Raw genomic sequence first — 23,021 nt, forward strand, 5'->3', positions numbered from 1 at the left:
GACGCTACGCGGCGCCGCCCCGGATGCCCCGGCTGCGGCCGGCGGCCACGGCGGCGACGCTGACCAGCGCGGAGAAGACGAGCATCGCCGGTGCGCCACCCCAGCGGCCCAGCAGTGCTCCGGCCAGGGCGGGGGCGAGGGCCGCCGCCGACCCGGCGGCCAGGAGGAGCACGCTGACCACGCGCCCCTGGAGGTGGTCGGGGGTCAGGGCGGCCTGGTGGCCGAAGAGGGCGGCGTTGGCGGTGGGCCCGAGGAACACCGCGACGGCCAGAGGCACGGCGGCGAGGATCGTGGTGGACAGCAGCGCGCTGACCGCCATCAGCGCGGCGGTGACCCAGCAGAGCAGCGTGAGCAGGACGGGCAGGCGCAGCATGCGCTGCAGGGCCGGCGCGGCGAACGCGCCGAGGAAGCCGCCCACGGCGAAGATCGTGCCCGCGAGGCCGATCAGGAACGGCGAGAGCCCGGCGCGTCTGAGTGAGAGGGTCAGCGCGAAGACCATGCCGGTGAAGGCCATGTTGAGCGGGGCGGCGATCAGGAGCAGGGCCCGCAGGAACGGGTGGGCCAGCACGAACCGCAGGCCCTGTACGGCGGACCCGCGCGCGGGCGGGGGTGACTCCCGCCGGGGTTGCTGCAGGGGCCGGCGGACACAGACCACGGCCACCAGCGAGAGCAGGAAACTCAACGCGTTGCCGGCGAACGGCAGGGCCCGGCCGATCCCGAACAGCAGGCCGCCCAGCGGCGGGCCGGCCAGCGAGGTGCCGTACGAGCGGGCCTCGTTGCGGGCCACCGCGGTACCGATCTGGTCGGGACGCACCAGGTTGCGGATCGCGGCGTGCTCGGCGGTGCTGAAGACGGCCGTGGCGGCGGCACTGCAGGCCACCACCGCGACGATCACGGCGAGACCGGCCGTGTCCGCCAGGAGCGCGCAGGCGAACAGGGCGTACACGGCCATCCGGAAGGCGTCGGAGACGATCATCATCCGGCGCCGGTCGAAGCGGTCGGCGAGGACACCCGCCGGCAACCGGCAGACCAGGGTGACGGCGAGTCCCGTGGTGCCGACGAGCCCGGCCCGTGCCGGTGAGCCGGTCTGCTGCAGGACCAGCAGCGGCAGGGCCAGGTCCGCCATGGCACCGCCGAGGTCCGACAGGCACTGGCCGGTCCACAGCAGGTTGAAGTCACGGTTGCGCCACAGGCTCGGCGGCCGGCCGGTGCCGGGCGCGCCGGTGGCGTCCTCGGTGAGCGGCGGCCGGCTCACACCGGGTCCGCCGTACGCGCCGGACCGGCCGCCCGCACACCACTCCCCGGGTCCGCCGCCGCTGCCGGGAGCGGCGTGGTGGCCGCCCCCCGGAGTGTCGCGTCCGCGGGGCCCGCCGCCGGAAGCGAGGTGCCGGTCGCCGTCGGGAGCGGCGTGTCGGTCGTCGCCGTCGGATGGGCGGGGTCCCCCGCCGGGCTGCCGGGCGTGGTCCGGCTCGTCGTCCTCGTCCGGACGACCAGCAGCTTCGTCACGGAACCGTCGTCGGCGACGACATCGCGCAGCCGGCGGAAGCCCAGCCGGTGGCACATCGTCAGGCTCGCGGTGTTCCCGGCGCCCACCATGCCGTAGGCCTCTTCTAGCCCGAGGTTGTCGGCGGCGTGGCGGAGGAGGCCGCGCACCACTTCCCCGCCCAGGCCCCGGCCCCAGTGCTCGGGGGCCAGCGCGGTGACGAGTTCGTGGCCGTCGACGTTGCCGGTCCTCTTCACCTCGGCGTGGCCGACGTACGTGCCCTGATGCCACAGGCCCCACACGTCGAAGCGGTGCTGCGGGTAGACGTCGGTGAGGATGGCCCGGAACAGCGCGCGGACGTCCGGTTCGGGCACGAGGTCCTGCCCCATCCAGCGGCACACCTCCTCGTTGCGCAGCAGCGCGACGAAGGCGTCCTCGTGCTCGGGACGATAGGGCAGGAACTCCAGGCGTTCGGTGCGCAGTACGGGGGTCATGACGGGCTCCTCGGAAGCGGGCGCGTGCGGTGGGGCCGAGGGCGGTGGGGCGCCGGTGGGGTGGAACCGCGGGCAGTGGTGGGGGAACGCGCCGGGCCGCCGCGGTGCGGCCGGCCCGGCGCCGGTGGTGCGGGCCGGCCGGTGGTCAGGCTCCGGCGTTCTCCATGCGCTCACGCAGGCTGCGCGGGCGCATGTCGGTCCAGACCTCGTCGACGTAGGCGGAGCACTCGGCCTCGGTGCCCTCCTTGCCGACGGGCTGCCAGCCGGCGGGCACCTCGATGTCGACGGGCCACAGGGAGTACTGCTCCTCGTCGTTGCGCAGCACCTGGTAGCGGGTGTTCTCGTCCATGTCACGTTCCTTCGCGATCGCTGGGTCGGGTCGGGTGGTCGGAGCGGGGCGGGCGCGGCCGCCCCGGGTCGGAGCGCGCGGGGAGCGCGGGTCGTGCCGGGCCGGCCGCCGGGGCGGCCCGGGCCGGGATCGGTACGTCGTCACCGGCCTCCCCGGGCGTGCTGGGCGATGTGCCGCAGGGCCTGGGCGAATTCCTCGGCGACGCGGCGGACGGTGGCGGTGTCGTGGATGCCGGGCCGGTGGTGCCAGGTGAAGGCGAGGCGGCCGTGCTGCACCGAGCCCACCACCTCCACCAGGTGCGAGCCGGGGTCCCGGGGGTCGTGGTCCTGCCCGAAGGAGCCGTGCTCGGTGCGCACCAGGCCGCTGCCGCGGGTCTCGGGGCCGGAGTCCCACTGGCCGAGGTAGTTGAACACCACCTGGCCGTGCGCGCCGGAGCCGAGACGCTCGCGGACCTCGGGCGGGCCGAAGGTGCGCAGGGCGCCGAAGCCGAGTCCGTTGCCGGGCACGGTGCGCAGCTGGCGGCGCACCGACTTCACCAGGGACCGCCAGTCCCGCCCGGGTCCCAGGTCGCCGGGGTCGGGCACCTGGAGGGCGACCGGGTGGACGGTGGTGAACCAGCCGACCGTGCGGGAGAGGTCGACTCCGTCGAGCAGGTCCTCTCGGCCGTGTCCTTCGAGGTCCAGGCGGACCCGGTCGTGCCCGGTCCAGCGGGCCAGGGACAGGGCGAGGGCGGCGAGCAGCACGTCGTTGACGCGGGTGCGGTAGGCCGTCGGGGCCGAGCGCAGCAGGGCCGCCGTGTCCTCTTCGCCGAGTTCCACGCCGACCACGGCGGTCGGTGCCGCCCCGGCTCCCGGCGGCACGTCCGCCGGCGCCGGTTCGGCGCGTACGGCCTCCTCCCAGTAGGGCAGTTCGTGGTCCAGGCCGCCCTCGGCGACGTACGCCGAGAGTTTCCTGGACCACGCGCGGAAGCTGGTGCTGCGCTCCCCCAGCGTGACCGATCCGCCCTCGACCGCCTGCCGGTAGGCGATCTCCAGGTCGTCGCGCAGGATGCGCCAGGAGACGGCGTCGATCACGAGGTGGTGGGCGACGAGCAGGAGGAACACCGGCCGGTCCGGGTCGCCGGTGAACAGGGCCGCCCGCAGTTGCGGGCCGTGGGCCAGGTCGAAGCTCGCGTGCAGGTCGTCGGCGGCCTTCTGCATGGCCGCGTCGGCCTCCTCGGCGGACAGGCCCGTCAGGTCGTACCGGGCGAGGATGTCGTCGCGGTCGCCGGTGCCGGCGGGCAGTGGGTTGAACTGGTGCCAGCCCTCCGCGTCGCGGGTGAACCGCATGCGCAGCGCGTCGTGGTGCTCCACCAGGGCGTCGAGGCTCGTGCGCAGGGCCCGCAGGTCGGGGGCGCCGTCGAGTTCGAGCAGCGCCGACTGGTTGAAGTGGTGGTGGGCGGCGCGCGGGGTGGTCAGGAACCACTCCTGGATGGGGGTGAGCGGCACCTCCCCCGTGACCGGTCCGTCCTCGGAACGCTGGGGCGCGCCGCGGACGACGGTGGCCAGTTCGGCCACGGTCTGGTGCGTGAACAGGTCCCGGGTGGCCAGGTGCAGGCCGTCCCGGCGCAGCCGGGAGACGACCTGCATGCTCAGGATGGAGTCGCCGCCGAGCGCGAAGAAGTTGTCGTCGGCGCCGACCTCCTCGATGCCGAGTACGTCGGCCCAGATCCGGGCGATACGGCGCTCGGTGTCCGTGCGCGGCGCGGTGCGCTGTCCGTCGGGCCGGTGCGCGGGTCCGGGTGCGGGCAGGGCCCGCCGGTCGGTCTTGCCGTTCGGGGTGAGCGGCAGCCTTGGGAGCGGCACGAAGAGCGCCGGCACCATGTGCGGGGGCAGCAGCCCCGCCAGCTGCTCCCGCAGTTCACCGACGGGCACGTCGGCGACGGCGGGGTCCGCCGGTACGACGTAGGCCACGAGCCGGGCGGGTCCGGTGGCCGCGCCTTCCTTCGGCGCGTCCGCGCGCACGACGACGACGGCGTCGCGCACCAGGGGGCTGCGGCGCAGGGCGCTCTCTATCTCGCCCGGCTCGATGCGGAAGCCGCGCAGCTTGACCTGGTCGTCCACGCGTCCGGCGAACCGGAGTTCGCCGTCGGCGGTCCAGCGCACCAGGTCCCCGGTGCGGTACATGCGCTCCCCCGGCGCGCCGAACGGGTCGGCGACGAACCGCTGGGCGGTGAGGCCGGGACGCCCGAGGTAGCCGCGGGCGAGGCCGGGTCCCGCCACGTACAACTCCCCGGTGACACCGGGCGGGACCGGACGCAGGGCGGCGTCGAGGACGTGGACGCGGGTGACGCCGGAGGGGCGGCCGATGGGCGGGGCGCCGTCACCGGGTGACAGCGGGCCGGTCCAGGTGGCGACCACGGTGGCCTCGGTCGGTCCGTAGGAGTTGATCATCCGGCGGCCGGGTGCCCAGGTCTCGACCAGGTCCGCCGGGCAGGCCTCGGCGCCGACGATCAGGGTGCGCAGGCCGGGCAGGGTGCTCGCCGTTTCCGGCGGGACGGTGGCGAGGGCCGCGGGCGGGACGAGGGTGTGGCTGATGCGGCGTGCGGCGAGCACCTCGGCCAGCCGTTCCCCGACGAGCGGGCCCTCCTCCCCCGTCACCAGCGTGGCCCCGCTGAGCAGGGACACGCACAGTTCGAGCAGGGAGGCGTCGAAGCTGGGCGAGGCGAACTGCAGCACCCGGTCGCCGGGGCCCGCCGCGTACCGCTCGGCCGCGGCCGCGGCGAAGGAGGACAGACCCCGGTGGGTGACCACCACCCCCTTGGGGGTGCCGGTCGAGCCGGAGGTGTGGATGACGTAGGCGGGGTGGCCGGGGCTGAGCGGGGCGGTGCGCTCGGCGTCCGTGGGCGCCGTGTCCGGTCCCTCCGCGGCCCACACCTCGGCCGGGTCGTCGAGCACCAGGTGGGCGCCGGCGTCCCGGATCATGAACTCCCGGCGTTGCGGAGGGTAGTTCGGGTCCACCGGCAGGAAGGCGCCGCCGGCCTTGGTGACGGCGAGCTGGGCCAGCACCGTCTCCGCCGAGCGGGGCAGGGCGAGCGCCACCACCCGCTCCGGACCGACGCCGTCCCGGATGAGCCGGTGCGCCAGCCGGTTGGCCGCCCGGTCCACGTCCGCGTAGGTCAGCTCCCGGTCACCGTCCACCAGCGCCACCGCGTCCGGCGTACGGGCCGCCTGCCGCTGGAACAGGTCCGGCAGGGTCGCCTCGGGCACCGGGCGGAAGGTGCCCCGTCCCTGGTCCAGCAGGGCCTTCAGCTCGTCGTCGGAGGTCAGCGGCAGGGCGCCGAGGGGGCGGCCGGGATCCTCCGCGACGGCGGCCAGGAGCGTGCCGAGCTGGGCGGCCATCCGCTCGGCCGTGGCCGTGTCGAACAGGCCGGTGTTGTAGGTGAGCAGGCCGTGCAACGCTCCGGAGCCGGTCTCGGCGAACTCCAGGGTGAGGTCGAACGCGGCCTGTTCCGACTCCGGTTCGACGTCGGTGACGTCCAGGCCGGGCAGTTCGAGGTCGACGGACGGGGTGTTCTGCAGGACGACCATGACCTGGAAGAGCGGGCTGCGGCTGGTGTCGCGGACCGGCTGCACCTCGTCCACGACCCGCTCGAACGGCACGTCCTGGTGGGCGAAGGCGTCCAGGACCGTCTGCCGGACCCCGGTCAGGAACTCCGTGAAGGGCTGCTGGGTCCGCACCGGCGAGCGCAGCACCAGGGTGTTGACGAAGAACCCGACGAGTCCCTGCGTCTCGGCCCGGTCGCGGCCGGAGGTGACGGTGCCGACGGCGATGTCGGTGGCGCCGGACAGCCGGGCGAGGTAGGCCTGGGCGGCGGCGACCAGCGTGGTGAACAGGGTGGTCCCCCGGTCCCGGGCGAGCCGCGTCAGGCGCCGGGCGGTCCGGGCCGGCACCACCAGCCGGGTCGTCGCCCCGTCGCTGGTGCGGATCGGCGGCCGGGGGCGGTCGGTGGGCAGCTCCAGCGGCTCGGCGTCGGCCAGTTGCTCCTTCCAGTAGGCGAGTTGCTCGTCCGTACCGGTGCCGCCGGCCGTGCGCTGCCAGTGGGCGTAGTCGGCGTACTGCACCGGCAGCAGAGCCAGCTCCGCGTCCGCCATGCCGAGTTCCGCCCGGTACAGCTGCGCCAGGTCGCCGAGCAGGACGGAGGTCGACCAGCCGTCGGTGACGATGTGGTGCAGGGTGAGGGTGAGGACGTGATCGTCGCCGGCCAGCCGCACCAGGCCGCAGCGCAGCAGCGGTCCTCCGCGCAGGTCGAAGGGGCGGGTGCGGTCCTCGGCGAGCAGGCGGCGCAGGGCCGGCTCACGCTGCTGCGCGGGCAGCGGGGAGAGGTCGCGCAGGGGCAGGGGCACGTCCTGCGGCGGGTGGACGATCTGCACACCGTGGCCGTCGACGCTGTCGAAGGTGGTGCGCAGCGACTCGTGCCGGGCCACCAGGGAACCGAGCGCCGCGCCGAGGGCGCCGGTGTCCAGGGTGCCGCGCAGCCGCAGGGCGAGCGCGGTGACGTACTCGGCGCCGCCGGGGGTGAACTCCTCCAGGAACCAGAGGCGTTGCTGGGCGTACGACATCGGGGCGACCGCGTCGCGGGCCACCGGGACGATCGCCGGGCGGTCCGCCGGGCGCTGCTCGGCGAGCAGGCGGGCCAGTGCGGCGGGCGTGGGGTGGGTGAACACCGCGCGGGGTGTGAGGTCGGTGCCGAAGGCCTCGGCGAGGCGGGAGGCGAGCCGGATGCTGAGGATGGAGTCACCGCCGAGCCCGAAGAAGTCGTCCTCCACGCCGGGCGGTTCGACCCCCAGGACCTCCCCGAACACCTGCGCCGTACGGTGCTCGGCCGCGTTGCGGGGCTCGACGCGCTCACGCCCGGGGAGGGTCTCCGGTGCCGGGAGCGCCGCCCGGTCGACCTTGCCGTTGCCGCTCAGCGGGAGCGCGGCGAGCGGGACGAACGCGGTGGGCACGAGGTAGTCGGGCAGGGTGCGGGCGGCGAAGGCGCCCAGCTCCTCCGGGTCCTCCCCGGCCGGGCCGACCACATAGGCCACGAGCCGCCTGGCGCCCGGCCGGTCCTCGCGGGCCAGCACGGCCACGTCCACGACGTCCGGGTGGGCGGCGAGGGCGGCCTCGACCTCACCGGGCTCCACCCGGAAGCCGCGGATCTTCACCTGGTCGTCGGCACGGCCGAGGAACTCGACGGTGCCGTCCGGGCGCCGCCGGGCCAGGTCGCCCGTGCGGTACATCCGGGCGCCGGGTGGGCCGCAGGGGTCGGCGAGGAAGCGGGCCGCGGTGTCGCCGGGGCGGCCCAGGTAGCCGCGCGCCACGCCCTCGCCGGCCACGTACAGCTCACCGGCGCAGCCGGGCGGGACGGGCCGCAGCCGGCTGTCGAGGACGTGGACGCGCATGTCGTCCAGGGGATGGCCGATGGGGACGGTGTCCGGGACCGCCGCCGCGTCGGCGAGGGCGAAGGAGGTGGCGAAGGTCGTCGTCTCGGTGGGCCCGTAGCCGTCCACCACGGTCAGGCCCGGGCAGGCGGCCAGCACCCGGCGCACGGCCGCGGCCGGGACCACGTCACCGCCGGTCCACACCTGGACGAGGCCCTGGAAGCAGTCCGGGGCGTCCTGCGCGAGGAGCCGGAAGAGGCCGGCGGTCAGCCACAGTGCCGTCAGTCCGCCGTCGGCGGCCAGCCGCCGTACGAGGGCCGCGTCCACGCTGCCGCCGGGGGCCACGACCACGCACCCGCCGTTGAGCAGTGGCGCCCACACCTCGAAGGTGGCGGCGTCGAAGGCCACCGGCGAGTGCAGGAGCACCCGGGCACACGCCCCGCCGGCGAAACGGCTGTCGGTGCCCAGCGCCGCCACGTCGCGGTGCCGCACCGCCACGGCCTTGGGGCGGCCGGTGGAACCGGAGGTGAACATCACGTAGGCCAGCCGGTCGGGGTCGGCGGGCGGTGCGGCCGGTCCCGGGTCGCCGGTGCGGGCGGGGGGGACATCGGTGGTGGTGACCTCGATGCCGCTGCGGTCGGCGGTGGCCTCGGGGCCGGGGGCGGCAGGCGGTGCGGGCTCTTCCGTGGTGCCGGTGCGGGCGGTGGTGACCTCGGGGGCGGTGCGGGGCGCGCCAGCCTCGGCGGCGAAGACCTCGATGCCGCTGCGGTCGGCGGTGATCTCAGCGCCGCTGTGAGCGGGAGCGGCCTCGGTGGGGGTGTGGGCGGCGGTGGCCTCGAGGCCGGAGGCAGTGGACGGTGCGGGCTCTTCCGCGGTGGCGGTGCGGGCGGTGGCCTCGGGGGCGGTGCGGGGGGCGCCAGCCTCGGCGGCGGTGCCCTCGATGCCGCTGCGGTCGGCGGTGATCTCAGCGCCGGTGTGAGCGGGAGCGGCCTCGGTGGGGGTGTGGGCGGCGGTGGCCTCGGGGCCGGGGGCGGTGGGCGGTGCGGGCTCTTCCGTGGTGCCGGTGCGGGCGGTGGTGACCTCGGGGGCGGTGAGCCGCACCGTGGCGCCCGCCTGGGCGAGCAGGGTGCGGCGGCGTTCCTCGGGGGCCCGGGTGTCGACGGGCACGTAGGCGCCGCCCGCCATGAGGACCGCCAGCTGGGCGACGACGAGTTCGGCCGAGCGGTCCATCAGGAGCGCCACCCGGTCCTCGGCCCTCAGGCCGCGGTCCCGCAGCCGGGCGGCCAGCCGGGCCGCCCACGCGTGGAGTTGACGGTAGGTCAGCTCCTGGTCGCCGTCGGACACCGCGATCGCCTCCGGGGTGCTCAGGGCCTGTGCGGCGAACAGGTCCACCGGACTGCGCGGCACCGCCGGGCGGCTGGTGGAGTTCCAGTCCGCGAGCAGCCGCCGGTCGGCCTCGGTGAGCAGGTCCAGGTCGTCGAGGTCGCCGTCGACGCCGTCGGCGAGGGCGGTGAGCAGGGCGGCCAGCCGGCCGGCAGCCCGCTCGACGGTGGCGCGGTCGAAGAGCGCGGGGTCGTAGGCCAGGTCGAAACCGAGCCGTTCGGCCAGGTGGGCGCGCAGGCACCAGGGGAAGGTGGTGGCGTCGTCGGCGCGCACCTCCGCCACCCGGACGCCGGTGCGGGCCGTGGCCGACTCGTCCACGGGGTAGTTCTCGAACACCACCATGCTGTCGAACAGCGGTTCACCGGCGGCGACGTCGCTCACGGCCTGGATGCGGGGCAGCGCGAGGAAGTCGAACCGGCGGGCCTCGCTCTGCCGCTCCTGCAGCTCGCGCAGCCAGGGCAGCACGCTCCCGCCGGGGATGCGGACCCGGGTGGGCACGGTGTTGATGAACATGCCGATCATGGTCTCGACGCCGGGCAGTTCGGCCGGGCGGCCCGAGACGGTCGTGCCGAACACCACGTCGTCGCGTCCGCCGGTGCGGGCCAGCAGCAGCGCCCAGGCGCCCTCCACCACGGTGTTGACGGTCAGCCCGGCGCGCGCGGCGGTCTCCCGGAGCCGCCGGGAGACCTCCTCGTCCAGTGCGTGGTGGACGGCCGCCGCGGACCGGGCGCGGTGCGCCTCGGCGGGTGTGCGGTCGTACGGCAGCGGGGTGCGGGCGGTGAACCCGGCCAGCGCGTCGGCCCAGTGCCGCTCGGCCGCCGTCTCGTCCTGGCCGCGCAGCCAGTGCAGGAAGTCCGCGAACGGCCGCCGTACCGGGGGCGCCGCCTCCGGGCCGCCGGTCAGCGCCGCGTAGCATTCGCACACCTCGGTGAGCAGCTGTCCGGTGCTCCAGCCGTCCAGCACGATGTGATGGGTGGACCACACCAGCAGCACCTCGTCACCGGGCAGCGCGGCCAGGGTGAGCCGGGTGAGCGGTGCGGTGCTCAGGTCCATTCCGGCGGCGCGGTCCTCGGCGAGCAGCCGTTCGGTCTCCGCCGCCCGCGCCTCGGGCGTCAGGTCGCGCCAGTCGAGGTGCGTCACGGGCAGCTCGGCGCGGTGCTGGACCACCTGCACGGGATGGGGCAGACCCCGCCAGTGCACGCTGGTGCGCAGCACCGGGGTACGGTCGGCGACCCGCTGCCAGGCCTCGGCGAACGCGTGCGGGTCGGCCACCCCCGAGAGCCGTACCGCGGTGCGGTCGAAGTAGGCGTTCTCGGTGTCGACGAGCCCGTGGAAGAGCATGCCGGACTGCAGCGGGGTGAGCGGCAGGACGTCCTCGACGTGCCGGCCGTCGCCGATCAGCGCGTCGAGCCGGTCCTGGGTGAGGCCGGTGAGCGGGAAGTCGGACGGGGTACGGCCGCCCGCCCCGGGCCGGGAGCAGTGGGCCGCGATGTCGCGCAGGGCGGTGACCGTCTCCTCGGCCAGCCGGCGGACGGTGTCCTCGTCGTAGACGGCCGCCGGGTAGGTCCAGCCCAGCTCGAGCCGTCCGCGCTGGACCACACCGGTGATGTCCAGGAGGTAGGGGCGGGTTTCGTCCGGGTCGGTGTCGCGGCCGGCCGGGGGCAGCGGGCCGGCGTACAGGCCGTCGGCGCCGGTGCCGCCCGCGTCCCACTGTCCGTGGTAGTTGAAGCCGACCCGCGGGGCCGGGGTGCCGGTGAGCGGGGTGCCGGGCAGCAGGTGGCGCAGGGCGCCGTGGCTCAGGCCGTGCAGCGGCACCGCGCGCAGCTGCTCCTTGACCGAGCGCAGAGTGTCGTGCCAGCCGGCGGCCGGGTCGACGCGCAGGGCGAGCGGGAACTCGGCGGTGAACCAGCCCACCGTCCGCGACAGGTCCACGTCGTCGAAGAGGTCCTCCCGGCCGTGCCCCTCAACGCCGATCAGCACGGTGTCGCGTCCGCACCAGCGGGCGAGGGTGCGGCCGAGGGCGCTGAGGAGGACGTCGTTGACCTGGGTGCGGTAGACCTCCGGGACCTGGCGCAGCAGGGCGTCGGTGGTGTCCGGGTCCAGCGTGACGGTGACGGTGGCGGCGGTGCCGTGGGTGTTGGGACCGGGCCGGCCCGCGGGCAGGTCGGCCGGGGCCGCGCCGGTGCGTGTCCAGTACGGCAGGTTCGCGTCGAGAGCGCCGGAGCGGGTGTGCTCCTCGAGCCGGGTGGCCCAGTGCCCGTACGAGGTGCCCGCCGGGGGCAGCGCCACGGGCCGTCCGGTTCCGGCCGCCCGGTACGCGGTTTCCAGGTCGGCGAGCAGGATGCGCCAGGACACCCCGTCCACCGCCAAGTGGTGGACGGTGAAGACGAGTTGGCCGGCTCGTTCCGGGCCTGCGTCGAAGAACAGGACGCGGACGACCCGGCCCGCGGTGGGATCGAGGGCGGCCTGTGCCTCGTCCGTGCGTCGCTGCACCTCCGCCTCCAGCGTCGTGCCGTCCAGCCGGGTGACGTCATGGCGGGTGAAGACGGCGTCCGGCGCCTCGGTCAGGACGTGCTGGCGCCAGCAGCCGTCGGTGTGCCGGAACCGGGTGCGCAGGGCCGCGTGGTGGGCGACGAGGGCCTCGGCGGCCCGGCCGAGGGCCGCCGGGTCGGTGCCCGGGGCCGTGCGCAGCCGCTGGGTCATGGTGAAGCGCAGGCCCTGGGCGGGTTCGCGGCCGTCGAGGTACCAGTGCTGGATCGGGGTGAGCGGGGCCTCGGCGGGCGGGACGTCGCCGGTGACGGCCGGGCGGGCGGTGGCCTCACCGACGCGCAGGGCGAGTTCGGCGACGGTCTGGTGCCGGAAGACGTCCTTCGTGGTGAGGGTGAGCCCGGTCTGCCGGGCGCGGGAGACGATCTGGATGCTGAGGATGGAGTCGCCGCCGAGCGTGAAGAAGTTGTCCCGGGCGCCGACGCGTTCGGCGCCGAGCACCTCCGCCCAGATCGCGGCGAGCCGTTCCTCCGTGCCGGGTCGGGGCGCCACGTACGGGGTGCCGGTGCCGGGCTGCGCGGGCGGCGCGGGCAGCGCGCGGCGGTCGGTCTTGCCGCTGGTGGTGCGCGGGACGCGGGCCAGCGGGACGAAAGCGGTGGGCACCATGTGGTCGGGCAGCGTGCGCCGCAGCCGCAGCCGCAGTTCGTCGGCCGTGGGAACGCGGTCGCCGGCGGGCACGACGTAGCCGACCAGCGTGTGGCGACCCGCCTGCTCACGGACGGCCACGGCCGCGTCGGCGACGTCGGGGTGGTCCAGGAGGGCGGCCTCCACCTCGCCGGGCTCGATGCGGAACCCGCGGATCTTGACCTGCTCGTCGACCCGGCCGAGGAACTCCAGCAGCCCGTTCCCGTCCCAGCGGGCCCGGTCCCCGGTGCGGTACATGCGCTCCCCGGGTGCCCCGAACGGGTCGGCCACGAAGCGGGCGGCGGTCAGGCCGGGCCGGTTCGGATAGCCCCGGGCCACCTGCGATCCGGCCAGGTACAGCTCGCCGGGGACGCCGGGCGGTACCGGGCGCAGGGTGCCGTCGAGGACGTAGGCGCGCAGGTTGCCGCCGGGGCGGCCGATGACCGGGCGGTCGGGGCTGTCGGCGCAGCGGGCGTAGACGGCGTCGACGGTGCACTCGGTGGGCCCGTACATGTTGTGGACGGTGATGTCCAGGTCCCGTTCGGCCGCGGCCAGTTCCCGCCAGGTGGCGGTGGTGACCGCCTCGCCGCCGACGAGCAGCAGGCGCGGGTGGTGGCGGCCGGGGGCCAGCAGTCCGGCGGAGGTGAGTTCGCGCAGGAAGGACGGGGTGACGTTCACCAGGTCCAGCCGGCCTTCGGTGACCTGGGCGCAGAAGGCCTCCGGGTCCAGGCGTACGTCCTCGTCGACGAGGTGGACCTCGTGGCCGAGGGCGAGCAGGAGCGGTCCCTCCCAGGAGGTGTCGAAGGAGAAGGAGGCGCTGAGCGCGGCCTGCAGCCGCCGCCCGTCGGACGTGTGGGGGGCGAGCAGGCCCGCGCGGTGGTCGTGGCAGAGGTTGACCAGCTGCCGGTGTTCGACGGCGACGCCCTTGGGGCGGCCGGTCGAGCCGGAGGTGTAGACGAGGTAGGCGGTGTGCCCGGGCAGCAGCGGCCCGGTCCGGTCCGCGTCGGTCGGGTCGTGGGCGGGCAGCCGGTCCCAGGGCACCTCGCCCAGGTCGGTCAGCAGTGTGTGCGGCCGGGCGTCGTCGAGGAGGAACCGGATGCGGTCCGCGGGCAGTTCGGGGTCGAGGCACAGCAGGGTGGCGCCCGCCTTGAGCACCGCGAACAGGGCCACCACCAGCTCGGAGGTGCGCGGCAGCCGGACCGCGACGACGCGTTCGGGGCCGGCTCCGAGCGCGATGAGGTGGTGGGCGAGCCGGTTGGCCCGATCGTCCAGTGCGGCGAAGTCGAGGGTGGTGTCCCGGGCCACCAGCGCGGTGAGGTGCGGGGTGCGGGCGGCCTGGGCCTCGAACAGGGCGGGGAAGGTGGTGTCCGGCTCGGGCAGAGGGGTGCCCTGCCCGAACGCGAGCACCCGCTGCCGTTCGGTGCCGGTCATCAGCGGCAGGGCACCGACGGCGCGTTCGGGGTCCTCCGCCGCGGCCTCCAGCAGGATCCGCAGCCGGCCGGCCAGACCCGCGATGGTGTCGGCGTCGAACAGGCCGGTGTCGTACTCCACGTAGCCGGTGAGGCCGCCGTCCCGTTCGACGAAGTCGAAGGCGAGGTCGAAGGTGGCGTTGCGGACCGGCGGTGTCATCGGCTCGACCGCCAGGCCCGGCAGCGGGGGCACCTCGGCGCCCAGGTTGTGCAGGGCGACCATGACCTGGAACAGCGGGGTGCGGCTGGTGTCCCGTTCGGGCCGGAGGGCGTCCACGACCCGCTCGAAGGGCACGTCCTGGTGGGCGAACGCGTCCAGGACGGTGCTCCGCACCTCGGCCAGCAGCTCACGGAACGGCAGGTCCGGCCGCACCCGGGCGCGCAGCACCAGCGTGTTGACGAACATGCCGACCACGTCGTGCAGTTCGGGCCGGTCGCGGCCCGCGGTGACGGTACCGACGGTGACGTCCTGCTGCCCCGCCCAGCGGGCGAGCAGTACCTGGCAGGCGGTCACGAGGGTCATGTACAGGGTGGCGTCGGCCTCCCGGCCGCGCTCGCGCAGCCGCTCGGTCAGGGCGGCGGGCAGGGTGAAGGTCAGCAGGGCCCCGTCACGGGTGCGGACGGCCGGGCGCGGCCGGTCGGTGGGCGGTTCCAGTGGGGTGACCCCGTCCAGGGCCCGGCGCCAGTGGGCGAGACCGGCCTCGATGTGGTCGGCGCGGGTGCGCTGCCAGGTGGCGTGGTCGGCGTAGCGCACGGGCAGGCCGGGCAGGACGGGCGGGCGGTTGTCGAGGGCCGCCGCGTACAGCTCCCCGAGGTCCCGGCCGAGCACGCCGAGGGACCAGCCGTCGGTGACGATGTGGTGGACGGCCAGGACGAGGACGTGGTCGTCGGTGGCGAGGCGGGCCAGGCGGGCGCGCAGCAGCGGTCCGGTGGTCAGGTCGAAGGGGGTGCCTGCCTCACGCTCGAGGAGGGCGTCCAGGTCGGCCTCGCCCGCGAGGCGGTCCCGTGGCAGGTCGACCGCGCTCGGCGGGTGGACGACCTGCCGGGCCTGGCCGTCGTGTTCCTCGAAGGTGGTGCGCAGCGCCTCGTGCCGGGCGACCAGGCCGTCCAGGGCGGTGGACAGGGCGGCCTCGTCGAGCCGGCCGCGCAGCCGCAGTACGGACAGCGTGGTGTACTCCGTGCTGCCGGGCTCGAACCGGTCGAGGAACCACAGCCGTTGCTGGGCGTACGACAGCGGCGCCGGGGTGTCCGGGCCGGTGGCCGCGATGACGTCGGCCGGGGCGGTGCGCTCGGCGGGCGGGTCGCCGAGGGCGGCCGCGAGGTCCGACAGGGTCGGGTGGGTGAACAGCAGGCGGGGCGAGACGTCCGTGCCGAAGGCGGCGCGCAGCCGGGAGGTGACGCGGACGGCGAGGATGGAGTCGCCGCCGAGGGCGAAGAAGTCGTCGTCCGGGCCGGCCTCGTCGGTGTCCAGTACGTCCGTCCAGGCCGCGGCGACCAGCCGCTCGGCGGGTGTGCGCGGCGGAGTGCGGTCGCCGCCGGCGGCGAACCCGTCGGGGCCCGGCGCGGGCAGCGCGCGGCGGTCGAGCTTGCCGTTGACGGTGAGCGGCAGCGCGGTCATCGGCACATAGGCGGCGGGCACCATGTGGGCGGGCAGCAACCGCCCCAGGTGGGAGCGGAGTTCGGCGGCGGAGGGGGGCGGTGCGGCCCGGTCGCCGCTGCCGGTGCCGACGACGTGGGCCACCAGCCGGCGCGTCCCGGCCGTGTCCTCGTAGACACCCACGGTCGCGGCGCCGACACCGGGGTGGGTGTGCAGGGCGGCCTCGATCTCGCCCGGTTCGATACGGTAGCCGCGGATCTTCACCTGCTGGTCGGCACGGCCCAGGTACTCCAGGGCGCCGTCGGACCGCCGGCGGGCCCGGTCGCCGGTGCGGTACATGCGGGCGCCGGGCCGCCCGAACGGGTCGGCGACGAAGCGGGTCGCGGTCAGGCCGGGCCGGCCCAGGTAGCCGCGGGCCAGGCCTTCTCCGCCGACGTACAGCTCGCCGACCGCACCGGGCGGTACGGGCCGCAGCATGTCGTCGAGGACGTGGACGCGCAGGTCGGGGATGCCGGTACCGATGGGACTCGCGGTGCCCGTGCGGGCGGTCGTACGGTCCAGCGGGGCGTAGGTGACGTGCACGGTGGTCTCGGTGATGCCGTACATGTTCACCAGGCGGGGCGCGGTGTCCGGGTGGCGCGCGTACCAGTCGTCGAGCCCGGACACGTCCAGTGCCTCGCCGCCGAAGACCACCGTACGCAGCGCCAGCCGGGCGCTGACGTCCGGGAGTTCGGCGTCCGCGCGGACCAACGGGTAGAAGGCGGACGGGGTCTGGTTGAGGACGGTGATCCGCTCGTCGGCGAGCAGCCGCAGGAAGTCCTCCGGGGAACGGGCGGTGTCGTCGGGGACGACGACCAGCCGGCCGCCGTGCAGCAGCGGGCCCCACAGCTCCCACACCGAGAAGTCGAAGGCGTAGGAGTGGAACAGCGCCCACACGTCGTCCGCGCCGAAGCCGAACCAGTGCCGGGTGCGGGTGAACAGGCGCACCACGTTGGCGTGCGGGACGACGACGCCCTTGGGGCGGCCGGTGGAGCCGGAGGTGTAGATGGCGTAGGCCGGACTCTCGGGCAGCGGGCGGCGGCCCGGGTCCCGCGGGTCCGTGGCCGGACGCCCGGCCAGGTCGGCCCGTACCCCGGTGTCGTCCAGCCGCAGGAGAGGTAGGGCGGTGCCGTCGGCCCGTGCGGCGGTCTCCACCGTCGTCACCAGTGCCACCGGGGCCGCGTCCGCCAGCAGCCCGGCGACGCGTTCGGCGGGCAGCGCGGGGTCGATGGGCAGGTAGGCGGCGCCGGTCTTGAGGACGGCGAGGACGGACACCACCAGGTCGCAGGAGCGGGGCAGCGCGAGGGCCACGAACCGCTCGGGTGCGGCGCCGAGTTCGGCGAGCCGGTGGGCGAGCCGGTTCGCCCGCGCGTTCAGCGTGGCGTAGTCCAGGCGCTCGTCGCCGCAGCTGACGGCCTCGGCGTCGGGCGTGCGGGCGGCCTGTGCCGCGAAGAGGTCGACGAGGGTCTCGGTGGGCCGGCCCTCCTCGGTGCCGTTCCAGTCGACCAGGATGCGCCGCCGTTCCTCGGCGGTGGTCCAGTCCAGGGTGCGCAGCGGGCGGTCCGGGTCGTCGGCCAGCTCGGTGAGCAGCAGGCACAGCCGGTCGGCGAGGGCGCGTACGGTCGTGTCGTCGAACAGGCCGGGGTCGTAGGCGAGGTCGAAGCCGAAGCGCTCACCCTGGTAGGCCCGCAGCACGAGGGCGTAGTTGGTGGCGTCCCGCGAGGAGACCTCGGCCAGGCGTATGCCGGTGGCCGAACGGGCCTCGTCGAAGGGGTAGTTCTCGAACGCGACCATGCTGTCGAACAGCGCGCTGCCGGACGGCACGGCGCTGAGAGCGGTCAGCTCGGCGAGGGACACCGCGGCGAACCGCCGTGCCTCGGCCTGCGCCTGCTGCAGGTCCCGCAGCCAGGCGGTGGCGGTACGGTCGCCGTCCACGTGCACGCGGGTGGGCAGGGTGTTGATGAACATGCCCACCATCGACTCGACGCCGGGCAGGTCGTCGGGGCGGCCGGAGACGGTGGTGCCGAACAGCACGTCCCGCTCGGCGCTGTAGCGGGACAGCAGCAGCGCCCAGGCGCCCTGCACCACCGTGCCGAGCGTCAGCCCCGCCCCCCGGACGGTGCGCGCCAGCCGCGCGGACACCTCGCCGGACAACCCGGCCGAGAGCACACCCGTCGAGCGTGTTTCGTGTCCCGCCCGCCGGACGCGGTCGACGGGCAGCGGGGTGGGCGTGGCGAACCCGTCCAGGACACCTTGCCAGTGGGCGCGGGCGGCCTCGGTGTCCTGGTCGGCGAGCCAGCGCACGTAGTCGCCGAAGGGGCGCCGCACGGACGGCCGTGGCTCGGTGCCGGTGGTGAGGGCCGCGTACTCCTCGAACACGTCGGTGAGCACCTGGGCCAGGCTCCAGCCGTCCAGGATCAGGTGGTGGGAGGTCCACAGCAGGTGCAGGCGGGCGTCGGGCAGCCGGACGAGGGTGAGCCGCATCAGGGGCGCCGCACCGAGGTCCAGGCCGTGCGCGAGGTCGTCGGCGCGCAGCCGGGACAGCCGGTCGGCCCGCTCCCCCGCGTCCGGTTCCCGCCAGTCCAGCTGGGTGACGGGCAGCCGGACCCGGCGGTGGACGACCAGGAGCGGGATCGGTACGCCCTCCCAGACCACCGAGGTGCGCAGCGCCGGGGTGCGGTCGGTGACCCGCTGCCATGCGACGGCCAGGGCGTCCGGGTCGCTCACGCCTTCCAGCAGCAGCGCGGCCTGGTCGACGTACACGTCGTCCGGCCCACCGGCCAGGCGGTGGAAGAGCATGCCTTCCTGGAGAGGGGTGAGCGGCAGCAGGTCCGTCACGTTCCGGCCGTCGCCCACGAGGCGGTCCACCGCGGCCTGGTCCAGGCGGGCGAGCGGGAAGTCGGAGGGGGTGCGCCCGCCGGCGCCGGGGCGGGCGCAGTGCTCGGCGATGGCGGCGAGCGCGCGGGCCATTGCGTCCGCCAGGCCCCGCACGGTGTCCGCCTGGTGCACCTGGTCGCTGTAGTGCCAGGTGATCTCCAGCTCGCCGTCGGCCACCACGGCCGAGACGTCGAGGAGGTGGTCCAGGGGCTCGCGGGGGTCCGTGTCCCGGCCGGGTACGTCGGCGGCGGGGGCGAAGTCCCCTCCGCCGGGCGCCTCCCACTGGCCGTGGTAGGTGAAGCACACCTGGGGCAGCGGCAGGTCCGGCAGCGGCCGGGCGGACGGGTCGGGTGAGCCGAGATGGGCCAGTGCCTGGTAGCTCAGGCCGCGGCGGGGCACGGCCCGCAGCCGTTCCTTGACGCTCTTGAGGGTGGCGCCCCAGTCCGGCGCCCCGGCCGGGCCGGCCGGGGTGAGGGTGACGGGGTACTGGCTGGTGAACCAGCCGACCGTCCGGGACAGATCGACGCCCTCGGCCAGGTCCTCCTCCCGGCCGTGGCCCTCCAGGGCGACGGTGATCCGCTCGGCGCCCGCCCAGTCGGCGAGCACCCGGCCCAGCGCGCTCAGCAGCACGTCGTTGACCTGGGTGCGGTACACGCCCGGCACCCGGCGCAGCAGTGCCTCGGTGGTGGCGCGGTCCACCCGGGTGCGCGCGGTGCGTACGGAACCCGCGAGCGGGGTGCCGGGCAGGTCCACGGGCAGGGGGGTGCGCGGTTCGGCGGTCTCGGCCGTCCAGTACCGCAGGTCGTCGTCGAGGTCGCCGGCCCGGACCCGCTCGGCGAGGTGGCGGCACCAGTCGGTGAACGGCGTGTGCTCGGGCTCCACCTGGGGGTCCTCGCCCGCTGCCGCCTGCCGGTAGGCGAGTGCGAGGTCGGCGAGCAGCACCCGCCAGGAGACGCTGTCCACGGCCAGGTGATGGGCTGTCAGGAACAGTCGCGGCCGCTCCCGGCCCGGCAGCAGGGCCGCGCGCAGCAGTGCTCCGGTGGCCGGATCCAGGGCCGCCCGGGCGGCGTCGGCGGCCTCGGCGGGTGTGGTGGACGCGGTGTGCCGGGTCAGCAGTGCGGTGGCCGGGCCCGTGCCCGGGTGCTGTTGCCAGGTGTCCCCGGTGCGGGTGAAGCGGGTGCGCAGTGCCGGGTGCCGGGCGACGACGGCGTCCAGGGCCCGTTCCAGAGCCGCCTCGTCCAGGTCGTGCGGCAGGTCGAGCAGCAGGGACATGCTGAAGTGGCGCAGCGGTCCGTGCGTGGCGAGGAACCACTCCTGCACCGGGGTGAGCGGGGCGGGACCGTCCTCGTGTGGGCGCCGGGGCGCGGGCACGGTGGCGGTCCGGCGGGCCGCCGCCGCGGCCAGGTCGGCGACCGTCTGGTGCCGGAAGACGTCCTGCGAGCCGAGGCGCAGGCCCGCGGCACGGGCCCGGGAGACGGCCTGGATGCTCAGGATCGAGTCGCCGCCCAGCTCGAAGAAGTTGTCCGTGACGCCCACCCGGGCCACCCCGAGCACCTCGGCCCAGATGCCGGCCAGGGTCTCCTCCTCGGCGGTGCGCGGGGCCACGAACTCCCCTCCCCGCTCGGCGCCTTCGAGGTCGGGGGCGGGCAGGGCGCGGCGGTCCACCTTGCCGCTGATGGTCAGCGGCAGCGCGTCGAGCGCGGTGAAGGAGGACGGCACCATGTGGTCGGGGAGCACGCGCCGCAGGGCCGCCCGCAGGTCCGCCGGGGCGGGCCGGGACGCGCCGGGAGCGGGGACGACGTAGGCGGCCAGCCGGGTGTGGCCGTGCGGGTCGGTCACGGCGACGACCGCGGCCGCGGCGACCTCGGGCAGGTCGAGCAGGGCCGCCTCGATCTCGCCGGGTTCGACGCGGTGGCCGCGCACCTTGACCTGGTCGTCGGCGCGTCCGAGGTAGTCGAGGCGCCCGTCCGCGGTCCAGCGGGCCAGGTCGCCCGTGCGGTACATCCGGGTGCCGGGCGGCCCGAACGGGTCGGCGGTGAACCGGGCGGCGGTCAGGCCCGGGCGGCCGGCGTAGCCCCGGGCCAGTTGCTCGCCCGCGAGGTACAGCTCGCCGCCGACACCGGGGGGGACCGGCTGCAGCCGGTCGTCGAGGACGTAGGCCCGGACGTTCGGCAGCGGGCGGCCCACCAGCGGGCGGCCGGCGCCCTCGATCCGGCAGGCCAGCGCGTCGACCGTGCACTCCGTGGGTCCGTAGAAGTTGTAGGCCGTCACGTCGGGGTGCGCGGCCAGCTCGCGCCACAGGGCGGGCCCGACCGCCTCGCCGCCGAGCATCAGCACCCGGGGGCGGTGCCGGGGGTCGGTGAGCAGTCCCGCGGGCAGCAGCTGCCGCAGGTACGAGGGAGTCAGGTCGAGGAAGTCGACGCGGTGTTCGACGACGTACTCGACCAGGGCGGCCGGGTCCATCCGGGTCACCTCGTCGACCAGGTGCAGCGGGTGGCCGTCGGCCATCAGCAGCACGCCTTCGAGGGAGGTGTCGAAGGAGAAGGAGGCGGTGAGGGCGATCCGCAGCGGGCCGCCGCCGGCGTCGGACACGAAGCCCGCGCGGTGTGCGGCCAGCAGGTTCACCGCCGAGCGGTGGGCCACGGCGACGCCCTTGGGGCGGCCGGTGGAACCGGAGGTGTAGATGACGTACGCGGTGTGCCACGGGTCCAGCGGGACGCGGCGGTCGGTGTCGGTCGGGTCGGTGTCCGGGAGGCCGGCGGGCATGGACCGCAGCGCGGCCTCGTCGAGGACCAGTGCCGGGCGGGCGTCCCGCAGCAGGTAGCGGACGCGCTCCTCGGGCAGGGCGGGGTCCAGGGGCAGATAGCCCGCGCCGGACTTCCAGACGGCGAGGATCGCCACGATCATGTCGGCGGTGCGCGGCAGCCGCAGCGCGACCAGCCGTTCGGGCCCGGCGCCGAGGGCGATGAGGTGGTGGGCGAGCCGGTTGGCGCGGGCGTTGAGCGTGGCGTAGTCCAGCCGCTCGCCGCCGGCGACCAGGGCGAGAGCACCGGGGGTGAGGGCCGCCCGGCGCTCGAAGAGCTGCGGGTGGGTGGCCGCGTCGACGGGGTGGGCGGTGGCGTTCCAGTCCCGGGTGACCTGCTGAACCTCCCGCTCGGGCAACAGGGGCAGGGTGCCGAGTGGCCGGTCCGGTTCGGTGGTGGCGGCCTGAAGCAGTCGCAGCAGCTGCCCGGCCATCCGCTCGGCCGTCGCCGGGTCGAACAGGTCGGTGCGGTACTCCAGCAGGCCGGTCAGGGCGTCCCCGTCCGGTACGAACTCGACGCTCAGGTCGAAGGTGGCCGCCTGGCGGGGCACGGCGACCGGGGAGGTGGCGAGCCCGTGCGGGGCGGTCGCGGCGGGCGGGTCGGGGTGCAGCAGGACCATCACGTCGAACAGCGGGTTACGGCCCGCCTCACGCGGCGCACCCACCGCCTCCACGATCCGCTCGAACGGCGTGTCGCCGTACGCGAAGGCGTCGTTGACGGTACCGGCCGTCTCCGCCAGCAGGTCGCGGAACGTTCCGGACGCCCGCACCGGCGTGCGCAGCACCACCGTGTTCACGAAGAAGCCGACGGTGCGTTCGAGGTCGGTGCGGGACCGGCCGGGGGTCAGCGAACCGACGGTGATGTCGTCCTGGCCGGACCAGCGGGCCAGCAGGGCCTGGGCGGTGGCGACCAGGGCGGTGTAGAGGGTGGTGTGCTGTTCTCTCGCGAGGTCGCGCAGCCGTGCCGTGAAGCGGGCGGGGACGGTGAAGGTGTGGATGGCGCCCGCGCCCGCCTCCTCGCCGCGCCGCGGCCGGTCCAGGGGCAGTTCGGGGGCGACCGTGCCCGTCAGCCTCTCCCTCCAGTGGGCGAGCTGTCGTTCCAGCCGGGTGCCCGAGAGCTGCTCGCGCTGCCACACCGCGAAGTCCGGGTACTGCGTCGCCACCGGGGGCGCCTGCGGTGTGGCGCCCTGGGCGAGGGCGTCGTAGGCGGTGCACAGCTCGTCCAGGACGATGCCCATCGACCAGCCGTCGGTGACGATGTGATGGGCGGTCAGCAGCAGCACGTGCGATCTCGCCGACTCGCGCAGCAGCAGGGCACGCAGCAAGGGGCCCTGCCGCAGGTCGAAGGGACGGGAGTACTCCGCGAGCAGGTCGGCGTCGGCGTCCGTGGTGTCACGGGCCGGCAGCGGGACCGGCCCGGCGGGGTGGACGAGCTGCGCGGGCCGGCCGTCGGTCTCCTCGAACGTGGTGCGCAGTGCCTCGTGGCGGGCCACGACGGCGGTCAGGGCCGTCTGCAGCGCGCCGTGGTCCAGGGTGCCGGTGAGCCGGACGGCGACGGCGCTGTTGTAGCGCGGGTCGCCGGGCCGCAGCCGGTCCAGGAACCACAGGCGCTGCTGGGCGAAGGACAGGGGCAGCGGCCGGTCGCGGCCGGCGCGCGGTATGCCGCGCGGGCCGCCGTCGGACGCGCCGCCCGCCCGCCCGGCCAGCCTCCGACGCAACGCCTCCCGCATGTCCTCGGGCAGGGCCCGGGCACGGTCCCGCTTCGAGGACGCGGCGGGGGCGGGGGTCGAGCCGGGGCGCTTCGCGGGGGTGGAGCCGGAAGGCTCCGCAGGGGTCGAGCCGGAAGGCTCCGCACGGGTCGAGCCGGAAGGCTCCGCACGGGTCGAGCCGGAAGGCTCCGCACGGGTCGAGCCGGAAGGCTCCGCACGGGTCGAGCCGGAAGGCTCCGCAC

At 75.6% G+C, this 23,021-nt stretch carries 4 protein-coding genes and 1 pseudogene; 1 reads left to right on the forward strand and 4 read right to left on the reverse strand.

Annotated elements, in window-relative coordinates:
• Positions 1 to 4 precede the first annotated feature (4 nt).
• The 4 genes from AC07C1_RS33820 to AC07C1_RS33835 all read right to left on the reverse strand — a co-directional run bounded on the left by AC07C1_RS33820 (position 5) and on the right by AC07C1_RS33835 (position 22,788).
• Entirely contained in the window at positions 5 to 1,255 is a 1,251-nt protein-coding gene (locus AC07C1_RS33820) for an MFS transporter (RefSeq protein WP_478945353.1), read from the reverse strand.
• Positions 1,252 to 1,977: a GNAT family N-acetyltransferase gene (locus AC07C1_RS33825; RefSeq protein WP_478945355.1), complete on the reverse strand. Its 726-nt coding sequence runs from the start codon at positions 1,975 to 1,977 to the stop codon at positions 1,252 to 1,254. Before AC07C1_RS33825 ends, AC07C1_RS33820 begins: the two co-directional genes overlap by 4 nt.
• A gap of 145 nt (positions 1,978 to 2,122) precedes the next feature.
• The gene (locus AC07C1_RS33830) at positions 2,123 to 2,326 is read right to left on the reverse strand and encodes an MbtH family protein (RefSeq protein ID WP_132785699.1); all 204 of its coding nucleotides are present in this window, start codon (positions 2,324 to 2,326) and stop codon (positions 2,123 to 2,125) included.
• 140 nt (positions 2,327 to 2,466) lie between these two features.
• Complete coding sequence (locus AC07C1_RS33835) at positions 2,467 to 22,788, reverse strand: non-ribosomal peptide synthase/polyketide synthase (RefSeq protein WP_478945357.1); 20,322 nt, start codon at positions 22,786 to 22,788, stop codon at positions 2,467 to 2,469.
• A gap of 10 nt (positions 22,789 to 22,798) precedes the next feature.
• Here AC07C1_RS33835 and AC07C1_RS33840 point away from each other — a divergent pair.
• Positions 22,799 to 23,021 (forward strand): annotated as a pseudogene (locus tag AC07C1_RS33840) (hypothetical protein); the annotation flags it as partial.

It is taken from the genome of Streptomyces sp. NPDC045022 (genome assembly GCF_056432605.1).